Origin of the sequence: Thioalkalivibrio sp. ALJ1 (assembly GCF_000745395.1) — a bacterium.
Classification (GTDB): Bacteria; Pseudomonadota; Gammaproteobacteria; order Ectothiorhodospirales; family Ectothiorhodospiraceae; genus Thioalkalivibrio.
Genome location: NZ_KN050684.1, coordinates 2,195,808 through 2,216,096, shown reverse-complemented (window position 1 = coordinate 2,216,096; position 20,289 = coordinate 2,195,808). Strand labels below are relative to the sequence as shown.

At 63.1% G+C, this 20,289-nt stretch carries 13 protein-coding genes and 1 tRNA gene; 6 read left to right on the top strand and 8 right to left on the bottom strand.

Features of this window, described 5'->3' with window-relative positions; all coding sequences use genetic code 11:
* Nucleotides 1-11: 11 nt before the first annotated feature.
* From F462_RS12740 to F462_RS12730, 3 genes are all read left to right on the top strand, one after another.
* Nucleotides 12-1,994, top strand: coding sequence for a M48 family metallopeptidase (locus F462_RS12740; RefSeq protein ID WP_038054725.1), 1,983 nt, complete (start codon nucleotides 12-14; stop codon nucleotides 1,992-1,994).
* Between the two features lie 45 nt (nucleotides 1,995-2,039).
* A tRNA-Leu gene (locus tag F462_RS12735) sits at nucleotides 2,040-2,126 on the top strand.
* A 525-nt stretch (nucleotides 2,127-2,651) separates the two neighbouring features.
* Complete coding sequence (locus tag F462_RS12730) at nucleotides 2,652-4,889, top strand: sensor domain-containing diguanylate cyclase (protein WP_038054723.1); 2,238 nt, start codon at nucleotides 2,652-2,654, stop codon at nucleotides 4,887-4,889.
* Here the strand turns inward: F462_RS12730 and mnmD are convergent.
* The 4 genes from mnmD to F462_RS12710 all read right to left on the bottom strand — a co-directional run bounded on the left by mnmD (nucleotide 4,886) and on the right by F462_RS12710 (nucleotide 10,165).
* Entirely contained in the window at nucleotides 4,886-6,739 is a 1,854-nt protein-coding gene (gene mnmD, locus F462_RS12725; RefSeq protein ID WP_038054721.1) for a tRNA (5-methylaminomethyl-2-thiouridine)(34)-methyltransferase MnmC2, read from the bottom strand. The genes F462_RS12730 and mnmD overlap by 4 nt on opposite strands.
* 64 nt (nucleotides 6,740-6,803) lie before the next feature.
* On the bottom strand, nucleotides 6,804-8,309 hold the full coding sequence (locus F462_RS12720; RefSeq protein WP_038054719.1) for a peptidoglycan DD-metalloendopeptidase family protein: 1,506 nt from the start codon (nucleotides 8,307-8,309) through the stop codon (nucleotides 6,804-6,806).
* A gap of 99 nt (nucleotides 8,310-8,408) precedes the next feature.
* The gene (locus F462_RS12715; RefSeq protein WP_038054717.1) at nucleotides 8,409-9,191 is read right to left on the bottom strand and encodes an ABC transporter permease; all 783 of its coding nucleotides are present in this window, start codon (nucleotides 9,189-9,191) and stop codon (nucleotides 8,409-8,411) included.
* Nucleotides 9,188-10,165: an ABC transporter ATP-binding protein gene (locus F462_RS12710; protein ID WP_038054715.1), complete on the bottom strand. Its 978-nt coding sequence runs from the start codon at nucleotides 10,163-10,165 to the stop codon at nucleotides 9,188-9,190. Before F462_RS12710 ends, F462_RS12715 begins: the two co-directional genes overlap by 4 nt.
* A 92-nt stretch (nucleotides 10,166-10,257) precedes the next feature.
* On the opposite strand from F462_RS12710, the gene F462_RS12705 reads away from it, so the two are divergent.
* Entirely contained in the window at nucleotides 10,258-11,643 is a 1,386-nt protein-coding gene (locus F462_RS12705) for a leucyl aminopeptidase family protein (protein ID WP_038054713.1), read from the top strand.
* 45 nt (nucleotides 11,644-11,688) lie between these two features.
* On the opposite strand, the gene F462_RS12700 is transcribed toward F462_RS12705, so the two are convergent.
* The gene (locus F462_RS12700) at nucleotides 11,689-13,116 is read right to left on the bottom strand and encodes a Glu/Leu/Phe/Val family dehydrogenase (protein WP_038054707.1); all 1,428 of its coding nucleotides are present in this window, start codon (nucleotides 13,114-13,116) and stop codon (nucleotides 11,689-11,691) included.
* A gap of 49 nt (nucleotides 13,117-13,165) precedes the next feature.
* On the opposite strand from F462_RS12700, the gene dusA reads away from it, so the two are divergent.
* Nucleotides 13,166-14,161: a tRNA dihydrouridine(20/20a) synthase DusA gene (gene dusA / locus F462_RS12695; RefSeq protein WP_081911420.1), complete on the top strand. Its 996-nt coding sequence runs from the start codon at nucleotides 13,166-13,168 to the stop codon at nucleotides 14,159-14,161.
* A gap of 47 nt (nucleotides 14,162-14,208) precedes the next feature.
* Here dusA and F462_RS12690 read toward each other — a convergent pair whose 3' ends face one another.
* Both F462_RS12690 and purB read right to left on the bottom strand, forming a co-directional pair.
* Nucleotides 14,209-15,381 carry a cupin domain-containing protein gene (locus F462_RS12690; protein ID WP_038054703.1) on the bottom strand — a complete coding sequence of 391 codons (1,173 nt, stop codon included), beginning with the start codon at nucleotides 15,379-15,381 and terminating at the stop codon, nucleotides 14,209-14,211.
* Nucleotides 15,382-15,387: 6 nt separating this feature from the next.
* Nucleotides 15,388-16,755 carry an adenylosuccinate lyase gene (purB, locus tag F462_RS12685; RefSeq protein WP_038054701.1) on the bottom strand — a complete coding sequence of 456 codons (1,368 nt, stop codon included), beginning with the start codon at nucleotides 16,753-16,755 and terminating at the stop codon, nucleotides 15,388-15,390.
* A gap of 111 nt (nucleotides 16,756-16,866) precedes the next feature.
* Between purB and F462_RS12680 the strand changes: the two genes are divergently transcribed.
* A complete protein-coding gene (locus tag F462_RS12680; RefSeq protein ID WP_038054699.1) occupies nucleotides 16,867-18,249 on the top strand; it encodes a class II fumarate hydratase in 1,383 nt (460 codons plus the stop codon).
* Nucleotides 18,250-18,296: 47 nt separating this feature from the next.
* On the opposite strand, the gene F462_RS12675 is transcribed toward F462_RS12680, so the two are convergent.
* Nucleotides 18,297-20,267, bottom strand: a complete 1,971-nt coding sequence (locus F462_RS12675; RefSeq protein ID WP_038054697.1) for a putative bifunctional diguanylate cyclase/phosphodiesterase — start codon at nucleotides 20,265-20,267, stop codon at nucleotides 18,297-18,299.
* Nucleotides 20,268-20,289 lie beyond the last annotated feature (22 nt).

Here is a 20,289-nt window from a genome sequence, read left to right as displayed (position 1 = left end):
TTCGCCGGCCCATGAATTTCTTCGAACAACAGGATCGGGCCCAGAGGCGTACCCGCTGGTTGCTGGTGCTATTTGGACTGGCCGTGCTTGCGATTGTGGCCGTAATGAACGCCATCGTGCTGATGCTGTTTGGTCAGGCCGAGCCCGGACCGGCTGGCGAGCCGTGGCTGACCCGCGAGTTTCTTGCCCGCAATGTCGACGTGATGATCTGGACGACCGTGCTGACCGTTGGCCTGATCGGCCTGGGGAGCCTCTACCGCACCCTGGGTCTGCGCGACGGGGGCGGAGCAGTGGCACGCGAGCTGGGTGGGACCCGTGTGGATGGCGACACCCGCGATCCGCTGAGGCGGCGTTTGATGAACGTGGTGGAGGAGATTGCGATTGCCTCCGGTGTGCCGGTGCCCGAGGTCTACGTGCTTGAGCAGGAGACCGGGATCAACGCCTTCGCAGCCGGGTATTCGCCGGACGATGCTGCGATTGCCGTGACCCGAGGGGCGTTGGAGCAGCTTGACCGCGACGAATTACAGGGTGTGGTGGCGCACGAATTTGGCCACGTGCTCAACGGCGACATGCGCCTCAACATCCGGTTGATGGGGATGCTGTTCGGCATCCTGGTCATGGCCCTGATCGGACAGCGGGTCTTGCTCGCCATGCGTTTGTCGCGCAATAACAGGAATGCCGGTGGGATTGTCGCCGCCGGTTTGGCGCTGATGGTGGTGGGTTATATCGGCCTGTTTTTCGGCCGTTGGATTCGGGCTTCCGTCTCGCGCCAGCGCGAGTATCTGGCGGACGCCTCGGCGGTTCAGTTCACGCGACAGCCGGAGGGCATTGCCGGTGCACTTAAGAAGATCGGGGCCGGGCAGAGAGGCATGCGGGCAGACACCGAGGAGGTGGGGCACATGCTGTTTGCCTCAGATGCTCTGGGCCAGATGTTTGCCACCCACCCGCCACTGGTCAAGCGTATCCAGGCGATCGAGCCCGGTTTCGAGGCAAGTGAACTGGAGAAAGTCGGCGAGCGCATGGAGCGAGAAGCGCAGTCGCGTCGAGCCGAACAAGAAGCTCAGGCCGAGGCAGAAGAACACGACCGTCGCGAGGACTCGGGTCCTGGCGGCCTGCTGCTGAACCCGGAACAACTGATCGAGAACATTGGCGATCCCGGGATTGCGCAGATCCTGGGTGCCGGGCTTCTAGTGGCAGCCATGCCGGGTCCCTTGGAACGCGCTGCGCATTCCGACGCCTGGGGTATCGAGGTCTTGTTGTATCTGCTCATCAGCAGTGACACGCAAGTGCGAGACGATCAGCTGCTTCGCATTACCGCCGCGCGAGGTGCCGAGAGCGAGTCGCGGGTGCGCAATTTGTTGAATGCGGTGACTGAACTCCGCCCGGATCTGCGGATCCCTTTGCTGGAGATGAGTTTTCCGGTCCTTCGCCATCGCCCGCAACCGGAACGCGAGGCATTAGTGGGACTGGTACAAGATCTAATTCGAGCCGACGGGCGGGTATCGGCCTTCGAGTACGCACTGGGTCGTATGGTACAGCGCCAGCTGCACGACCTGGCGCAGCCCGCCCGGACGCGCCCTGGCGGGCGCCGACGGCTGGACCGTTTGCTGCCACAGGCCCACGATGTGCTAGCGGTGTTGGCGTATCACGGTCACCCGGATGATGCGGAAGGGGCGGTTGCGGCCTTCCGTACCGGGATCGAAGCCCTGGCCGCGAAGTTTGGCCCACAAACGGGACACCTCTCGGCACTCGAACGAATGCAGGACGATCAGGGGTGGCCTGCGGTGCTGGACGTGGCCTTGGAGGCCCTGGACGAACTGCGGATCGGCGACAAGGAAGTACTCATCTCCGCCATGCTGGCGACCGTGACCCACAGCGGACGGACGCTGGTGGCCGAGGTCGAGCTGCTGAGAGCGGTGGCGGCGTCGCTGCACGTGCCTCTGCCGGTGGGAGAGTCGCCGTCGGGCGAGTCAGGCACAACCGCGTCGGAATAATCGCGTGCGCCCCCCAGCGCTGGCGGGGTATCATGCGCCCGCTCCGGGGGCGTGGCGGAACTGGTAGACGCATCGGACTTAAAATCCGCTGGCCGCAAGGCCGTGCCGGTTCGATTCCGGCCGTCCCCACCAAATTCCAGAACCTGAGGTTTGCATGCCTGGGAAATCGTTCTCAACGACGGTTCGTTGGCCAGCCTCTAGGGAGGCGCTGATTTAATCGCACGTCCGCGTTGGTGCCCCCTGTTTTCCGAGACAAGGCGCGTCGTGCAGCGGGTAGTGGTTCTACCCGCCCGTTTTTGATGGGTTGGGGCGCAACGCAGGATCGGGGAATAGGGGCACCAACCCCACTAGCCATTGAAAGCAGGGACTCGGCCGCCCGTTGTTGATCAAAAACGAGCGTGGGAACGGCGTTGCGGCTCCTTTGTACAGAATGACTGCACGGCAGTCACCGCGCCTTGTTCGCACGCAAAAGCGACTCGAGCGCGGACGCGCGATTTAATCAGCGTCTCTCTAGTGCGTATTCTCGGTTGGGGCACCGTAATGCGCTTGGGGTGAGCCCAGCGTTGGCTGGGGCCGACAGGGGAACCCGTCGGCGCTTTCCGCGTCTGGTAGAAGAGCGCATAGTGTCCCTCTGTGCGTACTCAAAAAGCCCCGCGCATGCACGAGAGAACCCAGACGACGGAAGGGACCGGCTCGCAGGTGGAACATTCCGCCCGCGTACGCACTGTAGAGCCTCTGGTCAGCGGCCCGATGGTCGCCGCCCTGACCAGTGCTGTGCTATTCGTTTTGTTATTCCTCGCGATTGATCTTGGCTGGAAGCAGCAACTCACCGAACGCTATGAACAGACGGTCGCGTCCGAGGCCGCCAGTTTGCGCACTCGGCTGGAAAGTGTGCTCAACGCCTCGGTGCATTCCACCATTGGTCTGGCGGCATATGCCTATGTTCACCCGGACCTAACCGAAGAAGATTTCGCGCGCGCTGCCGACCGCTTGTATCGCGACCAGCCAGACCTCTTTCGGTCTTTGACCCTGGCGCGTGGAGAGAAGCTGGCGCTGGTCTATCCGCGCGAAGGTAATGAAGACGCGATTGGTTTGAACCTCGCACGACACCCGGAGCAGGGCGCCTCTTTCCAGCGTGTATTGGACACCCGGAATACCGTTGTGGCGGGACCCTGGTCGCTGGCACAGGGTGGAAAAGGACTGTTGGTGCGCGCCCCTGTGTTCACGGAAGCCCCGGAAGATGCCCCCGTCACAGTGAATCCGTGGACATTATCCAGCGTCGCACTGGATTTCGACACAGTGCTGGAGCAGGGGGGACTTCTGCCGCGACCAGAGGGCCTTCAACTCGCATTACGCGGACGCGATGGCTTGGGTAGCAGCGGCGATATCTTCTACAACCCGGACGAAATTGACCCGGACGGCGTGCCCTTACAGAAAACGGTCAGTTTTGCGGGAGGGCAATGGGAGATGCTGATCCGCCCGTTGCCCGTGCCGGAGGCGACCGCTCGACCGGCTGCCTGGTGGCTGATGGGGCTGGTTGGGCTCCTTGCGGTCAGCGGCTACACGTATCGGGTGGGCCAGGGTATCCAACAGCGGCGTGATGCCTTGTCTCGCTACCAGGCATTGGTCAACCGCTTGGAAGACCCCACTCTGGTGGTGACGGGGCAACGCATCCTATGGGCCAATCCGGCATTCACGCGTCTTACGGACCAAGCGCCGGAGCCCGGAAAGGCCCTGGTCGATCTCGATTTCATCCATGCCGATGACCGGGCGCGACTGCCAGAACGGCTGGATTTTTCCAAAGCGCGTGAAGAGCCAAAGGGACGCGAGATCCGTGTATATACGCGAGGTGGGAAGGAACGTTTTCATTTGTTGCGTTGGGTGCCAATTGACTGGGAAGGCCAACGAGCGTTTCTGTTGAGCTTTGTGGATGTCCATGACAACCGCATGTTGTTCAATGCGTTGAGTGAGTCTCGCGATCTGCAGGACGCCTTGTTCGAGGCGATGCCGGGCGACGCACTCGTGATCGATGAGAATGGACTGGTGCGGCGGGCTTTCGGGGAGGCACGGCGGGGCGACGTGCCCGCACGCGATGCCGTAGGTCACCTGTTGGAGGAACTCCTGCCGCCAGAGGTCGCGAAACGTTTTGCAGGGGTGGTCCGGGAGGCATTGCGCGAGGGTACATTGCAGGAAATTCAGTACCGACTGACCCCCTGTGGGTTCCATGGGGGCGAGAGGCAGGAGGGCGGTGGGGAGACTCGCTGGTACGAGGCTCGGGTGCGGCCGATCGATACGCCTTTTGAGGGCGCCGCGGCTGTGGTGTGGCACGCCCTGGATGTGACCGAGCGCAAGCATCTTGAGGAGCGGATGCAGGCCCTGGCCTGGGAAGACCCGCTAACGGGAACCGCCAACCGGGCCGCACTGGATCGAGCCTTCCCCCGTCTGGCCGCGCGAGCGGATCGTCAGGAGGCGCAGCTTGCACTGCTGTTTATCGACCTGGATCGTTTTAAACCGGTGAATGATGACTACGGTCACGCGGTGGGTGATGAACTGTTGCGTCAGTTGGCGGAGCGGTTGACGGCCAGCTTGCGTTCGGATGATCTGCTGGTGCGCCTGGGTGGCGACGAGTTCATCGTGTTAAGTGCGCCGCTGCAGCATGCCGGTGAGGCCTCGATCCTGGTCGAGCGGATACAGGCCGCCTTCCAGCGGCCATTTGAGCTGCACCCTGGCCATATGGCACCGGTCGAGAAAAGCCTGTCCTGCAGCATCGGTGTCGCGTTCTATCCGGAGGGTGGCGCACGTTTGGCCGATCTGATGATGGCCGCTGACCACGCGATGTACCGGGCCAAGGCGGCAGGTCGCAACGACGTGGCCTTTGCCACGAGCCCCCACTAGTCGCCGCTGGCTTCGATATCCAGTCGTGAGGGCCTTAGGCGAGCCGCGACCGCCGTCTCCAGAGGCTCCACTAGGCCCAGAAGGTGATCTGCAAGCCACTCACTGGCCATAGGTGCGTACAACAGGCCGCGCGAGCCATGTGCCACAGTCATTAGCACGCGACCGTTCGGGTCCAGTCGGCTTCTACCCACTAACGGTAGACGGTCTCGCACAACTGCGCGTTCGCCGACCCATTGATCCAGCACCTGAGTCTTGTCCGCCTCGTCTAGTCCCGGGACCCAGTTGACGTGTCGCAGATTGGCCGCGTCATCTTCGGCCAGTGGGGCCTTGTCCGTTCCCAGGTGGTTGGTCGCGCCTTCTGTCCGCCGGTAGGTGGCCCCAATCCATGCGGTCCCGCCACCCTGGGGGATGCAGTACCCCTGTCCCGTTGCCACGTAGCCGCCCCAGTCCGGAAAAGGGGCGCGGATTCGAGTCATCTGCCCCATGACCGTCGAGATGGCGGATTGCTCCGGGCAGAGAGGCCCGCCGGTCCCAGCGGCGTTGGCGAGCACGACCGCATCGAATCGTAGCGGCTGTTCATCCGAGGTTTCGAGCATTACACCCGTTCCATCGTCGCAGGGATTCAGCGACAACACTGCTTGTGTGTGGATCGCCGGCAGGTCTTGCGCGGCCGCGCGACAAAGCGCACCCATATCGACCGCCAGGCCGTGGGGATAGAACAGATGTGGTGCCGCGGCGCATCCCGGACCCTCTGGATTAAACAATAGGCCGGTCGCTTCGGGACCCGCCTTGAGCAGGCGTGCCACCCGTTTCTGGCCGTGGGCACTGATGCCATGAAAGGCGACGCCGGTCGCCAGCCGCAGGCAGGGACCATGCGGATCCTCCAGGCGCTGGATGAGGGCCTGGGTTTGGCGCATCCCGGCGATGGCCAGGCGATTGAGTTCGGGGTCGCGCGGGTGCAGGTTCGGCAGGAGCACCGCGGCGGGGTTGCCCGATGCACCGGCCGCGATGCCGGCCGGATCAAAAAGGACAATTCGAACCCCGCGACGATGCAACGCATCGGCCATGCATACACCGGCAAGACCACCCCCAACCACGGCCACATGCTGGACCGGATGGACGGCGGGCCCAGGGCACGTGGTTTTGAAATTCCCGATTAGGCGCTCGCGCTTGCGTCCATGACCCGCCACCCGGTGGACGCTGAATCCCACGCTCTCCAGGTCCCGTCGCACTTGTCCGGCTGCTGTGTAGGTCCCGAAGGTGGTACCGGGACCGGAAAGCCTGGCGACTTGCCGAAAGACCCCGGTATTCCAGAGCGCCGGATTGCTGCGGGGCGCGAATCCATCGAAAAACCAGGCATCGACTCGGCCTTGAACCTGCGTCAGCAATGGGGCCGCTTCGCCCACTCCGAGGGTAAGCACGGCCCGCGCGCCGGGAAACTCGATCCGATGCAACCCAGGTATGGGTGCCGGATACTGATCACGCAGGGCGCGGCTGTCGGCATCATCCAGCCCCAAGTGCCGGTGAAATGCGAGCAGGTCTCCCGGCGACAGTGGGTGCGCCTCAAAGCTCAGGATCGACAAGAAGGCGTTAGGAGGGGCGTGGCGGCGCCACTCCTCAAGGGCCAGTAGAACGTTTAGGCCGGAGCCGAAACCCGTCTCGCCGATAGAGAACCGTTGTGCGCCCGCGAAACGGAGAGACAGATCATTGGCATCGAGGAAGACCTCACGCACCTCCGCCTGTGGGTCGCGGGAGCCAAAATAGCCATCTCCGTAGTCGACAGCGAAGGGGCTGCCGTCACGCCACTCGAGACGTGCCCAGTCAAGCAAAGGGGGGGCAGGGGAGGTCATGCAGGCGCATTACCCCGGCAGGCCGCTACGCCCTCGCGCCGCACACCCGTGTAGTACGGAAGGATTATCGGGTCAGCTCATCGAACGGCGTGAACGCGACCTGCTGATTGCGAACGCCGTTGTCCATCTGCGCGAGCAAGGTGTTGCTAATGGACTTGAAGCGTTCGAGGTCTTCCCCTTCAAGGGAGTCACTTTCCGGCAACTCGACCCGCATCGGGTTCTGCGGACGACTGTTCACGTGGATCTCGTAATGAAGATGCGGGCCGGTGCTGCGCCCCGTATTGCCGGACAGGGCAATGCGGTCGCCGCGTTCCACTCTCTGCCCGGGGCGTACGAGCTGACGATCCAGGTGCAAGTATCGGGTGGAATATCCCTGGCCATGTTCGATCTCGATGAACCGGCCGGCGTAGGGATGGTTCTCGACGCGAGTCACGCGCCCGTCCGCAGGTGCCTGGATCGGAGTGCCGATCGGCATCGCGAAGTCCGTGCCATGGTGCGGCGCGACTTGCCCCGTGACAGGGTGGCGTCGTCGTGGATTAAAGCTGGAGCTGATGCGGTAATTGCCGGCAAACGGGCGCCGATCGAAGGGTGGCAGCAGGCTTTCGCCTTCAGGGGTGTAGAAACGCCCGTTGACATTGCGAGCTGCGCGAATCTCGATCCGTTCGCCTTCGTAGTCAAACGCGAGCAAGCGGAAATTGAGGGGTGTGTCATCACCTACCAGGGTTTCCTGTTCGACCAGCAGCGTAAAGCGGTCTCCGGTCCGAGCGTGGGTGCGGACCGGGAGGTAGCGGTCCAGTAAGACGGAGAGGGCATTGGCGGCGCGAGGCGAGATATCAGCACGCTCGCTCAGCGCCGAGGCGATGTTGCCGTCGATTTCGGCGTTGATGATCAGGTGGCTGACCTCGCGACCGTTTTCGACCTCGGCCCGTTCGAAGTCCCAGCCATCCGTCTCGCGGACCCATTCGTGCCCGCTGGCACGATCGGTCCACAGACGCATGTGCGTCAGATAGCCTTCTTCGTCCACCTGCCACTCGATCTCCTGGCCGGGGCGTACACGGTTGAGGATCGAGGTGTTGTCGTCGTCATCCAGCAGACGGTACAGCGTCGCCAGCGGCAAGTCCCATTCGCGTTCCCAGAGATCGGTCAGCCGCTCACCTTGCTTCAGGGTATGACTGTGCCAGTCCGAGTCGTCGCCAACCTGCTCAGCGACATCGGTATCTCCGTCCAGGTCGAAGGTTTCGTAGGAGGTCGCGGACTCAGCATCCGGATCGACCGTTTCATCGTCGAAGCTCGACGATGATTGATCCAGCCTGTTGGTGGCGAAGGCGACGGTTTGCGCACCCGAATCGAATGACCCGGACGGGGCCGGGCTGATCGACGCGCCACCGGCCGGGTGATCCGCTTGTGCGAGTGACAGCTTGGCGGTGGGGAGCGGGTTGCCGGCACCAATCTGGAGCGGCTGGGAGGTTTCGGCGGGCTGGGAGGCGAGCAGGAGGCTGGTACCCACCAGGATGGCGAGTCCGGCGGTGCCCGCCAGAAAGAAATGCGATGTCTTTCTGTTGTAACCCATATGGCCCTTGCCCCGGAGAGTTTCCGCTTTATACCACGTTTTTTCGGGCAATAAACAGCGCTGCAGGGCGGTTTCCCGGCGTTTCGCTCCCCGCGAGGCTCAGGATCGCACACCGACCCCCCGATTAAGTAGTGTCAGCGCGACCCCATAAAGAACCGCGATAAACCCCGAAATGATGGCAAACGACATGGCCAACGGGAAGTCGCTGTGGCCCAGACTGCCGTACCGGAAGGCATCCACCATGTAGAGGATGGGGTTCAGCATGGACACGCCCTGCCAGAACTCCGGCAAAAGGCTAATGGAGTAGAACACACCGCCCAGGTACGTCAGAGGCGTCAGGATGAATGTGGGCACGATGGCGATGTCGTCGAAGGTTCGGGCGAAGACGCCGTTGATCAAGCCTGCCAGGGCGAACAGGATTGAGGTCATCAGCACGATGACCAGCATCACGCCTGCGTTGTGGACGCTTAACGGGCTGAAAAACAAAGAGACTAGCAATACGGCAACACCAACACTGAGCCCCCGGGCCACGCCCCCGAACACGAAGCCGAGGATGATCACGCTGTTGGGAACGGGCGAGACCAGCATCTCCTCGATATGGCGCTGAAACTTGGAACCGAAAAAGGACGAGACCACGTTGGAGTAGCTGTTGGTGATCACGGCCAGCATGATCAGCCCGGGGACGATGAAGTCCATGTAGCGATAGCCTTCCATGTCCCCGATGCGCTCGCCGATCAGGCCGCCAAAAATAATGAAGTAGAGCGCCGTCGTTATCACCGGAGGCAGCACGGTTTGCACCCAGATACGGGCAAAGCGCAGCACCTCCTTGGTGACAATCGTTCGAAACGCGGTCCAGTAGTCGCGCAGGTGCAAGCCGCTCATGCCTGGTTCTCCGGCTGTTCGGTCGTGCCGCTGGCACCCGTGGTCAGATGGCTCGGTTCTAGCCCATTTCGGGTCATGCGAATGAACAACTCCTCCAGCCGGTTGGACTTGTTGCGCATGCTCTGGACACGAATCCCGGCCTGATCCAGCACGCGGAAGAGGTCGTTCAGGTGCTGGCCACGCTGGATGTCCGCTTCCAGGGTCATCTCGTCCACCTGACGCAAGGCGACGGCGGCGTCATCGGGGAGGCCCTTCGGAGGTTCGCTAAGATCCAGCACCATGGTTTCCGTCTCAAGCTTCGCCAGGAGGCGTTTCATGGTGGTGTTCTCGATGATGCGGCCGTCATCAATGATCGCGATGTTGCGACAGAGGGATTCCGCTTCTTCGAGGTAGTGCGTGGTCAGGATGATGCTGCGACCGTCGGTATTGATTCGGGTCAGGAAGTCCCACATCGACCGGCGCAGTTCGATATCCACCCCGGCGGTCGGCTCGTCCAGGATCAGCAGGCGTGGCTCGTGCACGAGGGCTCGGGCGATCATCAGCCGCCGCTTCATCCCGCCGGACAGGGTGCGTGCCATGTCCTTGCGCTTCTCCCACAGCCCGAGCTCGTGCAGATAGTGCTCACAGCGCTCCCAGGCCTCGCGCCGAGGAATCCCGTAGTACCCGGCCTGGTTGACCACGATCTCGCCGATCGGCTCGAAGTTGTTGAAGTTGAACTCCTGCGGCACCAGACCGATGGAGCGCTTGACCGCCTGCAGATCGGTATCCAGGTCGTGCCCGAACACTTTGACCGTACCGGCGGTCTTGTTGATCAGGGAGGTGATGATGCCGATGGTGGTCGACTTGCCGGCGCCATTCGGGCCGAGGAGGGCAAAGAAGCTACCGGGTGCGACCTCAAGGTCGATGCCTTTCAAGGCCTCGAATCCGTTCTTGTAGGTCTTCTTGAGCCCGCGAATCTCCAGCGCTGGCGTCATCGTCACATCCTGTAAGGCGAGGGGAACACGACCCCGAAGGGTCGACAAGGCAGGTATTATGAAGGCTTTGATTCGTTTTCGAGGAAAGCCGCGTGGATTCTGATTTTGTTGCGTCGTCCGATACCGCCATCCCGCTGATCCCGGTCAGTCGCGAGTCGCTCCCGGTCCGGCTAGAGAGTGCGCCCGAGAGCTGGCGCAAATGGGTCGAGGCCTCGGATTTCGAGGCGGAACCGGGCGCCACCCTGCGCATCCCGGATGCCGAAGGTGGCTTGGCCGCGGTTCTCGCGGGGTTTGATGCGGAAACGCCAATCTGGATGCTGGCTGCCGCTGCTGAGACCCTAGGGACGGGGGACTACCGTTTGGAGACCGACTTCCTGAACGCCGATGTGCAGAACCTCGCGGCGATCGGCTGGGGGTTGGGACGATACCGATTCGATACCTTTCGTGAGGCGCAGAAGCGCGCCCCTCGCCTGGTCTGGCCGGAAGACGCGGATCAGGGGCGGGTGCAAGCCTTTGTCGATTCCATCGGCCTGACCCGCGACCTGATCAATACGCCGGCGGCCGACATGATGCCGGCCAATCTTGTTCTGAAGGCCCGGGAGCTGGCTGAGGAATTTGGCAGCAGCCTGCACGTGGTCAGCGACAGCGACAAGCTGGAAAAGGACTTTCCCTGTATCCATGCGGTCGGGGCCGCGAGTGAACATGGGGCGCGGGTGATCGAAATGACCTGGGGGGCGCCGGATGCGCCTTCGCTGGTATTGGCGGGCAAGGGCGTGTGTTTCGATTCCGGAGGTCTGAACCTGAAACCGGGCAATTCCATGCGCCAGATGAAGAAGGACATGGGTGGGGCCGCCATCGTGCTGGGCCTGGCCCGGCTGATCATGGCGCACAACCTGCCGGTGCGGCTGACGGTCCTGATCGGGGCGGTGGAAAATGCAATCGGCGCCGGGGCCTTCCGTCCGGGCGACGTGCTAACGGCCCGCAACGGCAAGCGTATCGAGGTGGACAATACGGATGCGGAGGGGCGCCTGGTACTGGCCGATTTGCTGGACCGTGCCGCTTCGTTCCATCCCGATGTCCTGGTGGACTTTGCCACTCTTACCGGGGCCGCTCGGGTAGCGGTTGGAACCGAGATCAGTGCTTGCTTCACCCAGGACGAGGGTTGGGCCCGGGCTCTGGTAGAGCCCGCACGCGAATGGGACGATCCGGTCTGTCAGTTGCCTCTGCACGCGCCTTATCGCTACCTGTTGGACAGCGACGTCGCTGACATCGTGAACAGTTCCACCGGGGGGTATGCCGGCGCGATCACCGCTGCGCTGTTCCTGCAGGAATTCGTGCCGGAGGACACGACGTGGATGCACTTTGACATCATGGCGTTCAATGTCCGCGCACGCCCCGGACGCCCAAAGGGCGGCGAAGCGATGGGGCTGCGGGCCCTGTTCGCGGCGTTCGAATCCCGTTTCGGACAGGTCGGGTAGGACGTCCCATCCGCCGCGTTGGAGGTTGCGGGCCCGTCGGATGCACTACACGAGCCGCAGGTCGCTACGGGCACGTATGATCTTGCGCAGGGCGATAAGATACGCAGCCGTGCGGTAGTCGAGGATCTCGCCGTTACTCTCCACTTCGCGGACCTCGTGCATCTCGCGAAACGCCTGGCGCATGCTGTCGTCGAGGCCCGAGCGCACCAGGTCGATCTCTTCGGCACCCCGAACAATGGAATCGCGCATCCAGTCGGGCACGGTCTGGTTTGTCATCATTTCGATTGCGCTGACGATGTGTTGGCCCTGGGCATGATCGTATCGCCGCTCCATTCGACCGAAGCGGATGTGAGACAGATTCCGGACCCACTCGAAATAGGAGACGATGACACCACCGGCATTCACATAGATGTCCGGGAGGATGGTGATGCCGCGCTCGCGCAGGATGCCATCCGCTTCGAAGGTGCATGGACCGTTGGCCGCCTCCACCACCAGTCGTGCCTGGATGTTGGGTGCGTTGTCGCGATGAATGGCGCCTTCCAGCGCTGCGGGAATGAGGATGTCGCAGTCCGCCTCCAGTAGGCGATTACCGTTGCGCTCGAACTGCACACCGGGGTACCCCTCCAGTGTCCCTGCATGGCGCAGGTAGTCGGCGACCGATTCCACATCCAGCCCGTCCGGGTGGTAGATGCCACCGTCGACGTTGATGATTCCCACGATCCGCGCGCCCACTTCGGCCTGTAGGAAGCGTGCGGCGTGCGAGCCCACGTTGCCGAAGCCCTGGATGATGATGCGCTGGTCGCCAAGGCCCCCTTGCAGTCCGGCTTCGGCGGTCGCTCCGGTTTCCCCGAAAAAGGCCTGCAACGCATAGAGAACGCCGCGCCCCGTGGCCTCTAGACGGCCCCGAATTCCACCCATCTCCACGGGCTTGCCGGTTACACAGGCGGCGTGGTTGATGTCTTCTGGATGGCGTTCGCGGTACGTCTCCATGGTCCAGGCCATCTCGCGCTGGGACGTGCCCATATCCGGTGCCGGCACGTTCTGCGCGGGGCTGATGTAACCGCGATGAATCAACTCGTGGGCGAAACGCCGGGTGATGCGCTCCATCTCGGCTTCTTCGTACTGATGAGGGTCGATTCGCAGGCCGCCTTTGGAGCCGCCGAACGGGATGTCCACAATGGCGCATTTATAGGTCATGAGCGCGGCCAGCGCTTCCGCATGCGGTTGGTCCATATTGGGCGCGAACCGAAGGCCACCTTTTACGGGGAGGCGATGGCGGGAATGTACGGCGCGCCATCCAGTGAAGACCTCGATGCGATCCCTGAACCGCATCGGGAAACTCACCTGAATGACCGATTCGCAGGTCTTGAGAGCCACGCGCCCACCCTCGGGAAGCTCCAGGTACGCCATCGCCCGGTCCACCATGTGTGAGACACTATCTTGAAAGGTTTCAGGTGCTTCGCTTTCGGACATGAGGGAATCCCTTCTTGGTTTGCATCATCGCGGACAGCGCACGGTGAGGATGATAGTGACTGAATTGGGCACAACGCCGAATCCGCGATTCTCGGTCGCGCCAATGATGGACTGGACGGATACCTGGTGCCGCCAGTTCCACCGCCTACTGACACGGCGGGCATTGTTGTACACCGAGATGGTGCATGCCAACGCGGTGATCCACGGGGACCGGGATCGCCTGCTGGGCTATGTGCCGATCGAGCACCCGATCGCACTGCAGCTCGGCGGTTCCGAGCCGGCGACCCTGGCCGAGGCCGCTCGCATCGCGGCCGATCGTGGCTACGACGAGATCAACCTGAACGTGGGTTGTCCCTCGGACCGGGTGCAGTCCGGCGCGTTCGGTGCCTGCCTGATGGCGCAACCGGCCCTGGTCGCCGACTGCGTTTCGGCCATGCAGCAGGCGGTGGATGTCCCTGTCACGGTCAAGCACCGCATCGGGATTGATGATCAGGATTCGGAGGCGGACCTTCACGCCTTTGTCGAGCGCGTCGCAGCTGCGGGCTGCCGCCACTTCGTGGTCCATGCCCGGAAGGCCTGGTTGCAGGGCCTGAGCCCAAAGGACAACCGGGATGTACCACCGCTAGACTACGAGCGGGTGTACCGGCTGAAGGCTGAATTCCCGGACCTGACCATCGTATTGAATGGCGGACTCGATGACGTTGCGGCCGCAACGGCCCATCTGGACCGCCTCGATGGGGTGATGTTCGGTCGCCTGGCCTATCACCAGCCCTGGACCCTGTCGGTGGTGGACCGGCTCTATCTCGGGGCGGACCGCGATCCGCAACGCGGCGAGGTCCTGGAGGGGATCCTGGCGATTGCAGAGGGGATGCGCCGCGACGGGGTGCCGCTGGCACGATTTACTCGGCACATCCTCGGGCTGTTCCACGGCGAGCCGGGTGCGCGCCAATGGCGGCGGGCCCTGACCGAGGGGGCCCATCAGGCGGATGCGGGCCCCGAATTGATCGAGCGCGCTGCCGAGGCCTGCTGGCCGCGGGCCGCTTAACGCATCGGGACCGGTCGGCGACGCGGCCAATCAGGTAACGCTTGAAGTCACTCGGTGTCGTCGTTGAGGGCGAGCCATCCAGCCTCCAGACCATCCTCGAGAATCTGCCGGATTGCGGGGATCGCCTCTTCCCATTCCGAGATGGTGAAGGATTCCGCGCAGCAGAAGGCCTCCAGTACCTCGGGTGCGATGGCCTGGGCGGGGTAGTCGTTGCCGGCGATACACAGGACCGGGCCTTCCGGCCCCTGAAACCAGGCGCGGCGTACACCCGGGTGAAAGGCGAATCGCTGTGACGGGCCGGTAGAATGAGCGGTGCCCGGATCGGCGGGCGCGAGTTCCACGTTACCGGCAGGCCGGGTCAGAAAACGGCCCAGATAGGCATCCAGATCGTGGTCGTCGGCGGCCAGCAAGGCGCGCAGGGCCTCACGCAGTTCGCGTCGGTCCCCCGCGGGGATCTCGGCCGCGTGCAGGGCAGGGTGCCGGCCTGGATCCTCGAAGCGGGCCTGGTCGCCGACCACGTTGGCCCGTTCTTCCAGGAACCCGGTCAGGACATCAAGGATGGTGGGTGCGCGAAAGCCCACCGACCAAGTCATGCACTCGTCATCCAGCGACAAGCCGTAATGCGGCAGATTCGGAGGTAGGTAGAGCAGGTCGCCCGGGCCCAGCTCCCAGGTTTCGCTGGGCTGGAAATCGCGCAGGATGGCCAGAGGAAGGTCATCATGGCAGTCCACGGGCCCCGGCGGGTCCTGGATCTGCCAGCGGCGATACCCGGCGGCCTGGAACAGGAAGACGTCGTATTGATCGGCATGCGGCCCGACGGAGCCCCCCGGCGGGGCGTAGGAGATCATCAGGTCATCCCGGCGCCAGCGCGGGATGAAGTCAAAGCGGGCGAGGAAATCCGCTCCCCCGGGCCAGAAGCGCTCGACGTCCGTGACCAGCAAGGTCCAGTCGCGCTCGGGGAGCCCGGCCAGACGCCGTTCGTCGAAGGGACCGTACTCGACATCCCAGTCCTGACGGTCGACGTGCCCGCTGATAATACGGCTGGCCGCATCCGGGTCGGTCGCCAGCCCGGCCAGATCGTCCGGTTCGATGGGATTTTCGAACCCCGGGATCGCCCCACGAATCAGCAATGGGCGCTGCTGCCAGTACTCCCGCAGGAATTGGGCGGGCGAGAGCCCGCCCAGCAGGGGCAGGGGTGGATCCGGGTCGGGGGGCGGCATTCGGGATCAGTGATCGCGGGCGAGGCGATCGGCGATGCCGGTATAGGTGCCTGGCGTCAGCTCGCGCAGGCGGGCGCGTGCCTCTTCCGGGATCTCCAAGCCATCGATGAATGCCGCCAGGGCCTCGGGTGTGATCCGTTGCCCCCGGGTCAGTTCCTTGAGCTTCTCGTAAGGCGACTCGATCCCGTAGCGGCGCATGACGGTCTGCACCGCCTCGCCGAGGACCTCCCAGTTCTGGTCCAGGTCTTCCGCGAGGCGTCCGGGCTCGATCTCCAGCTTGCCCAGACCGCGACCAAAGGCCTTGTAGGCGATCAGCGACCAGGCGAATGCGAGGCCGATATTCCGCAGCACCGTGGAATCGGTCAGATCGCGCTGGAAACGCGATACAGGGAGTTTTCCGGCGAGGTGGTCGAACAGGGCATTGGCCAGCCCCAGGTTGCCCTCGGCGTTTTCGAAGTCAATCGGGTTGACCTTGTGCGGCATGGTGGAGGAGCCGACTTCACCGGCCACGACCTTCTGCTTGAAATAGCCCAGCGAGATGTAGCCCCAGATGTCCCGCGAGGCATCCAGCAGGATGGTGTTTGCACGCATGAAGGCGTGGAACATCTCCGCCAGGAAATCATGCGGCTCGATCTGAGTGGTGTGGGTGTTCGGTTCCAGGCCCAGACCCTCAATCATCCGCTGTGACAGGGCGGGCCAGTCGACCTCGGGGTAAGCCACGGTATGGGCATTGAAGTTGCCGACTGCACCATTGATCTTGCCACGGCAGGCCACGCCCGCGATCTCGGCACGCTGGCGTTCCAGGCGCGCGACCACATTGGCGAGTTCCTTGCCCATGGTGGTGGGCGAGGCGGGCTGGCCGTGGGTGCGGGCCAGCATGGGCTGATCCGCAAAGCGTTCGGCCAACTCGCTCAGGGGCTTCAGTACGGTATCCAGCGCAGGCAGCATCACCCGGTCGCGGGCCTCGCGGACCATAACGCCATAGGCCAGGTTGTTGATGTCCTCGGAGGTGCAGGCGAAGTGGACAAACTCGATCTGGCTTTGCAGATCCCCGCGATCCGACATCTGCTCCTTGATGTAGTACTCGATGGCCTTGACGTCGTGGTTCGTCGTCGCTTCGATCTCTTTGACCCGGGCACCCGCGACCTCGTCAAAGCTAAACGCGATTTCGTCGAGAAAGGCCACCGCCTCGTCCGTAAGCGCCGGGACTTCCGAAATCGCGGGCTCCGCCGCCAAGGCTTTCAGCCAGGCGATCTCGACCCGCACACGGGCTTGCATCAGCCCCTGCTCGGAAAAATAAGGCGCGAGGTCACGGCTATGCCGGGCATAGCGGCCATCAACAGGGCTGATCGCAGTCAGGGACGTCAGGGACATGAGCATTCCGGGGTCGGGTTCGGGACAGGCGGCGCAGTATACTAAGCCGTTCCAGTGCAATACAGCGTTGTGCAAGCCGCACGACCGCGCCGAGCAAACCAGGAGGAAGGCATGTCGAAGCCCGCAATGCGTCAGGAACAGGACAGTCTCGGACCGGTGGAGGTCCCGGAGAAGGCCCTGTGGGGCGCCCAGACTCAGCGTGCGGTGGACAACTTCCAGATCAGCGGCCGGGCCCTGCCGGCGGCCTTTATTCGGGCTCTGGCGCAAACCAAGGCAGCCTGCGCCGAAGCGAATCAGGCGCTGGGGCAGCTCCCGGAGGCGGTGGCAGGTGCCATCGTCGCGGCGGCCGAAGAGATCGTCAGTGGCGAGCATGCCGAGGCTTTCCCGGTGGACGTCTACCAGACCGGGTCCGGCACCAGTAGCAACATGAATATGAACGAGGTGCTTGCCCGCTTGGCCTCCACCGAAGCGACCTCGGTGCATCCGAACGATCACGTAAACCGCTCGCAGAGCTCCAATGACGTGATTCCCACCGCTTTGCACGTCGCCGCCTCGACCGAACTCGAACAGCGGCTATTCCCCGCGCTACGCCATCTGATTGCGGTGATTGCACGCCGTGAAGGCGAGCTCACCGGCGTGGTGAAGACTGGACGCACTCACTTGATGGATGCCATGCCGCTGCGGATGAGCCAGGAGCTTTCCGGTTGGCGGACGCAACTGGAGTTGGACCTCGAGCGCATTCGCGACACGCGTGTCCGGGTGAACCGGCTGGCGATTGGCGGCACGGCGGTGGGAACCGGCATCAATGCCCCAGCGGAATTTGGCGATCGTGTCGCCCGCCGTCTGGCCGAGCGCACCGGGATCGAGTTCGTCCGAGAAGCCAACCGCTTTACCGCCTTGGCCAGCCAGGACACTGCAGTGGAACTCTCCGGTCAACTGCGGACTGTGGCGACCAGCCTGATCAAGATCGCCAACGATCTGCGCTGGATGAACTCAGGCCCGCTGGCCGGCCTGGGCGAAATCGCCTTGCCGGCGCTGCAACCCGGGAGTTCCATCATGCCTGGCAAGGTGAATCCGGTGATTCCCGAGGCGGTGATTATGGCGTCCCAGCAAGTGGTGGGCCTGGATGCCGCGATCGCGGCGGCCGGGCAGGGTGGCAATTTTCAGTTGAACGTGGGGCTGCCTCTGATCGCCGACAACCTCCTGCATCAGGTGGGTCTGTTGGCCCGCGCCGCGGAACACCTGGCGGATCGGGCGATGGCAGGGTTCACCGTGAACGAAGCAGTGTTGAAAGAGGCCCTGGACCGGAATCCGATCCTGGTGACGGCACTGAATGCGGAAATCGGTTACGAGGCGGGTGCGCGCATCGCCAAAGAGGCCTACGCCAGCGGTCGCCCGATCCTGGATGTTGCCGAGGAACACACCGATATCCCGCGCGCACGATTGGAAGCGCTGCTGGATCCGGCTGTATTGACGGATCCACAAGACGTCTAGCCTTCTCGGCCAAGACGCTCCTCGGCACCTGATCGATTGCGTTTGCTTCAGGCGGTTTCGGCGGGCAGTTCCACGCCCTGGCGGAGCAGGGTTTGGAAATCGTCGAATGGAACGGGGCGAGAGAAGTAGTATCCCTGGGCCGTATGGCAATCCAGATCCTGCAGGATCTCCGCCTGGCGCGGTGTCTCCACCCCTTCTGCGATCACGTCCAGGCCCAGGGTTCTGGCCATGAGCACGATCGCGCGGACAATCTGGGAATGCTCCTCGCCTTGATCGAGATCCTTCACGAAGGAGCGGTCGATCTTCAGGGTGTCGGCTGGCAGCTGCTTGAGCTGCATCAGAGAGGCGTGCCCGGTCCCGAAATCGTCGATCGCCAGCGACATTCCCGCCTGGCGCAGTCGCTGGAAGACCCGTACGGCACCCTGTGGATCATCCATGATGGTGGTTTCCGTCAGCTCCAGTTCGATGCAACGCGGCGGGATGCCCATCTGTTGGATGATGCGATGAAAATTACCCGCGAGATCCGGTTGGCGCAGTTGCCGGGCCGATACATTGATCGCCACGCGGAGCAGTGAGTCAGCGCTCGTCGAGTCGGCGTTCATCCCGAGCGATTTCAGATCCTTGCAAACCTGCTTCAGGACCCATTCGCCGATCTCTTCGATCAAGGTCATGGCCTCCGCAAGTTCGATGAAGTGACTGGGGGGAAGGAGGCCCAGAGTCGGGTGTTGCCAACGGATCAGCGCCTCGGCGCCGATGATGCGGCCGGTTGCGAGTTCGACCTTGGGCTGGTAGTGCAACACGAGCTGATCGTTGGCGATGGCCTGGCCGAGTTCGTTTTCCAGTTCGAAATGGCGGAAGGTTCGGGAATTGAGGTCCTGGGTGTAGAACCGGAATCCGTTGCGGCCGCGCTGCTTGGCCTCGTACATCGCGGCATCGGCATTGCCCAGCAGCGTGTCCGCTTCCTCGCCGTCGTAGGGGTAGACCGCAATCCCGCAGGAGACGCTGCTGACCACGGGGTGGTCGAAGATCTGTCGTTCGGTTGCCGTCTTGCGCACGATATCGGTGACCAGACGGACAACCCCCTCCAACCCTTGGGTATCCTCGACCAGGATGCCGAATTCGTCGCCACCCAGGCGTGAGAGGGTCGTGCGCAAATGGCGACCGGAACGTTCTCGGGCGTGGTCCAGCACCGCGGAGAGATCTTGGGCGACTTTGCGGATCAGCTCGTCGCCCGCCCGGTGGCCGAGCGAGTCGTTGGTCCGCTTGAAGTTGTCCAGATCCAGCAGGATCAGTGCCACGTGGCCCACGCCCGTCGTTTCGGAATGGCGTTCCATCGCTTGGGATAGGCGGTCGCTGAACAGCATCCGGTTCGGCAGGTTGGTCAGCGAGTCATGCGACATGTGATGCAGCAGTTCGCGTGACTGGCGCTCGGTGATCCTCTGCAGCGCCTTTTGCCGCCGATCCATGATCTGGAAGAGGTCGGCGCTTTCCAGGGCATAGGCGGTATTGAACAGCACCATGGTCAAGGTCGAAAGAATCATTTCGTAGCGCTGCAGCTCTGACTGACGGAAGCGCGCCACGAACATGCCGCGAATACGGGTGCGCGTCGAGATCACATGCAGCATCACGCTCTCGCCTTGGACGGGCGAGGGGAGGCAGACGGGATGATTCTGGTGCAAGGCCCAGGAAAACTGGCCGTCCAGGATTAGTTGTTCCACCGTTTCGGACAGATCCGGTTGCAACGCCCCTGGGCGTTCCTGGTGGACCAGATTGAACGAGCAGTCATTGTCCAGGATGTACACCGCCAGGTCCTGCGCAGGAAGCAACCGTCGGATCGACTCGACCGTGTTCTGGATGATCAGTTCGGGACTGCGGTTGCGCTCAGTGTCACCAAAGATCGCGGTGGTCGACGCGAGGACGTCCATCGCGTAGGCATTGGCCTCCAGCGCCTCCTCGAGGAAGCGAATCCGCTCATGAAGGGCGTTGACCTCCTCGGGTGTGCGATACGAAGGGCTCATGCAACTGCGTCCTTTGTCTGCA

Bases quoted from the DNA above. Each gene is read 5' to 3' on its own strand.
- F462_RS12740 (WP_038054725.1), top strand. From the start codon at position 12: ATGAATTTCTTCGAACAACAGGATCGGGCCCAGAGGCGTACCCGCTGG.
- F462_RS12730 (WP_038054723.1), top strand. From the start codon at position 2,652: ATGCACGAGAGAACCCAGACGACGGAAGGGACCGGCTCGCAGGTGGAA.
- mnmD (WP_038054721.1), bottom strand. From the start codon at position 6,739: ATGACCTCCCCTGCCCCCCCTTTGCTTGACTGGGCACGTCTCGAGTGG.
- F462_RS12720 (WP_038054719.1), bottom strand. From the start codon at position 8,309: ATGGGTTACAACAGAAAGACATCGCATTTCTTTCTGGCGGGCACCGCC.
- F462_RS12715 (WP_038054717.1), bottom strand. From the start codon at position 9,191: ATGAGCGGCTTGCACCTGCGCGACTACTGGACCGCGTTTCGAACGATT.
- F462_RS12710 (WP_038054715.1), bottom strand. From the start codon at position 10,165: ATGACGCCAGCGCTGGAGATTCGCGGGCTCAAGAAGACCTACAAGAAC.
- F462_RS12700 (WP_038054707.1), bottom strand. From the start codon at position 13,116: ATGTCCGAAAGCGAAGCACCTGAAACCTTTCAAGATAGTGTCTCACAC.
- dusA (WP_081911420.1), top strand. From the start codon at position 13,166: ATGATAGTGACTGAATTGGGCACAACGCCGAATCCGCGATTCTCGGTC.
- F462_RS12690 (WP_038054703.1), bottom strand. From the start codon at position 15,381: ATGCCGCCCCCCGACCCGGATCCACCCCTGCCCCTGCTGGGCGGGCTC.
- purB (WP_038054701.1), bottom strand. From the start codon at position 16,755: ATGTCCCTGACGTCCCTGACTGCGATCAGCCCTGTTGATGGCCGCTAT.
- F462_RS12680 (WP_038054699.1), top strand. From the start codon at position 16,867: ATGTCGAAGCCCGCAATGCGTCAGGAACAGGACAGTCTCGGACCGGTG.
- F462_RS12675 (WP_038054697.1), bottom strand. From the start codon at position 20,267: ATGAGCCCTTCGTATCGCACACCCGAGGAGGTCAACGCCCTTCATGAG.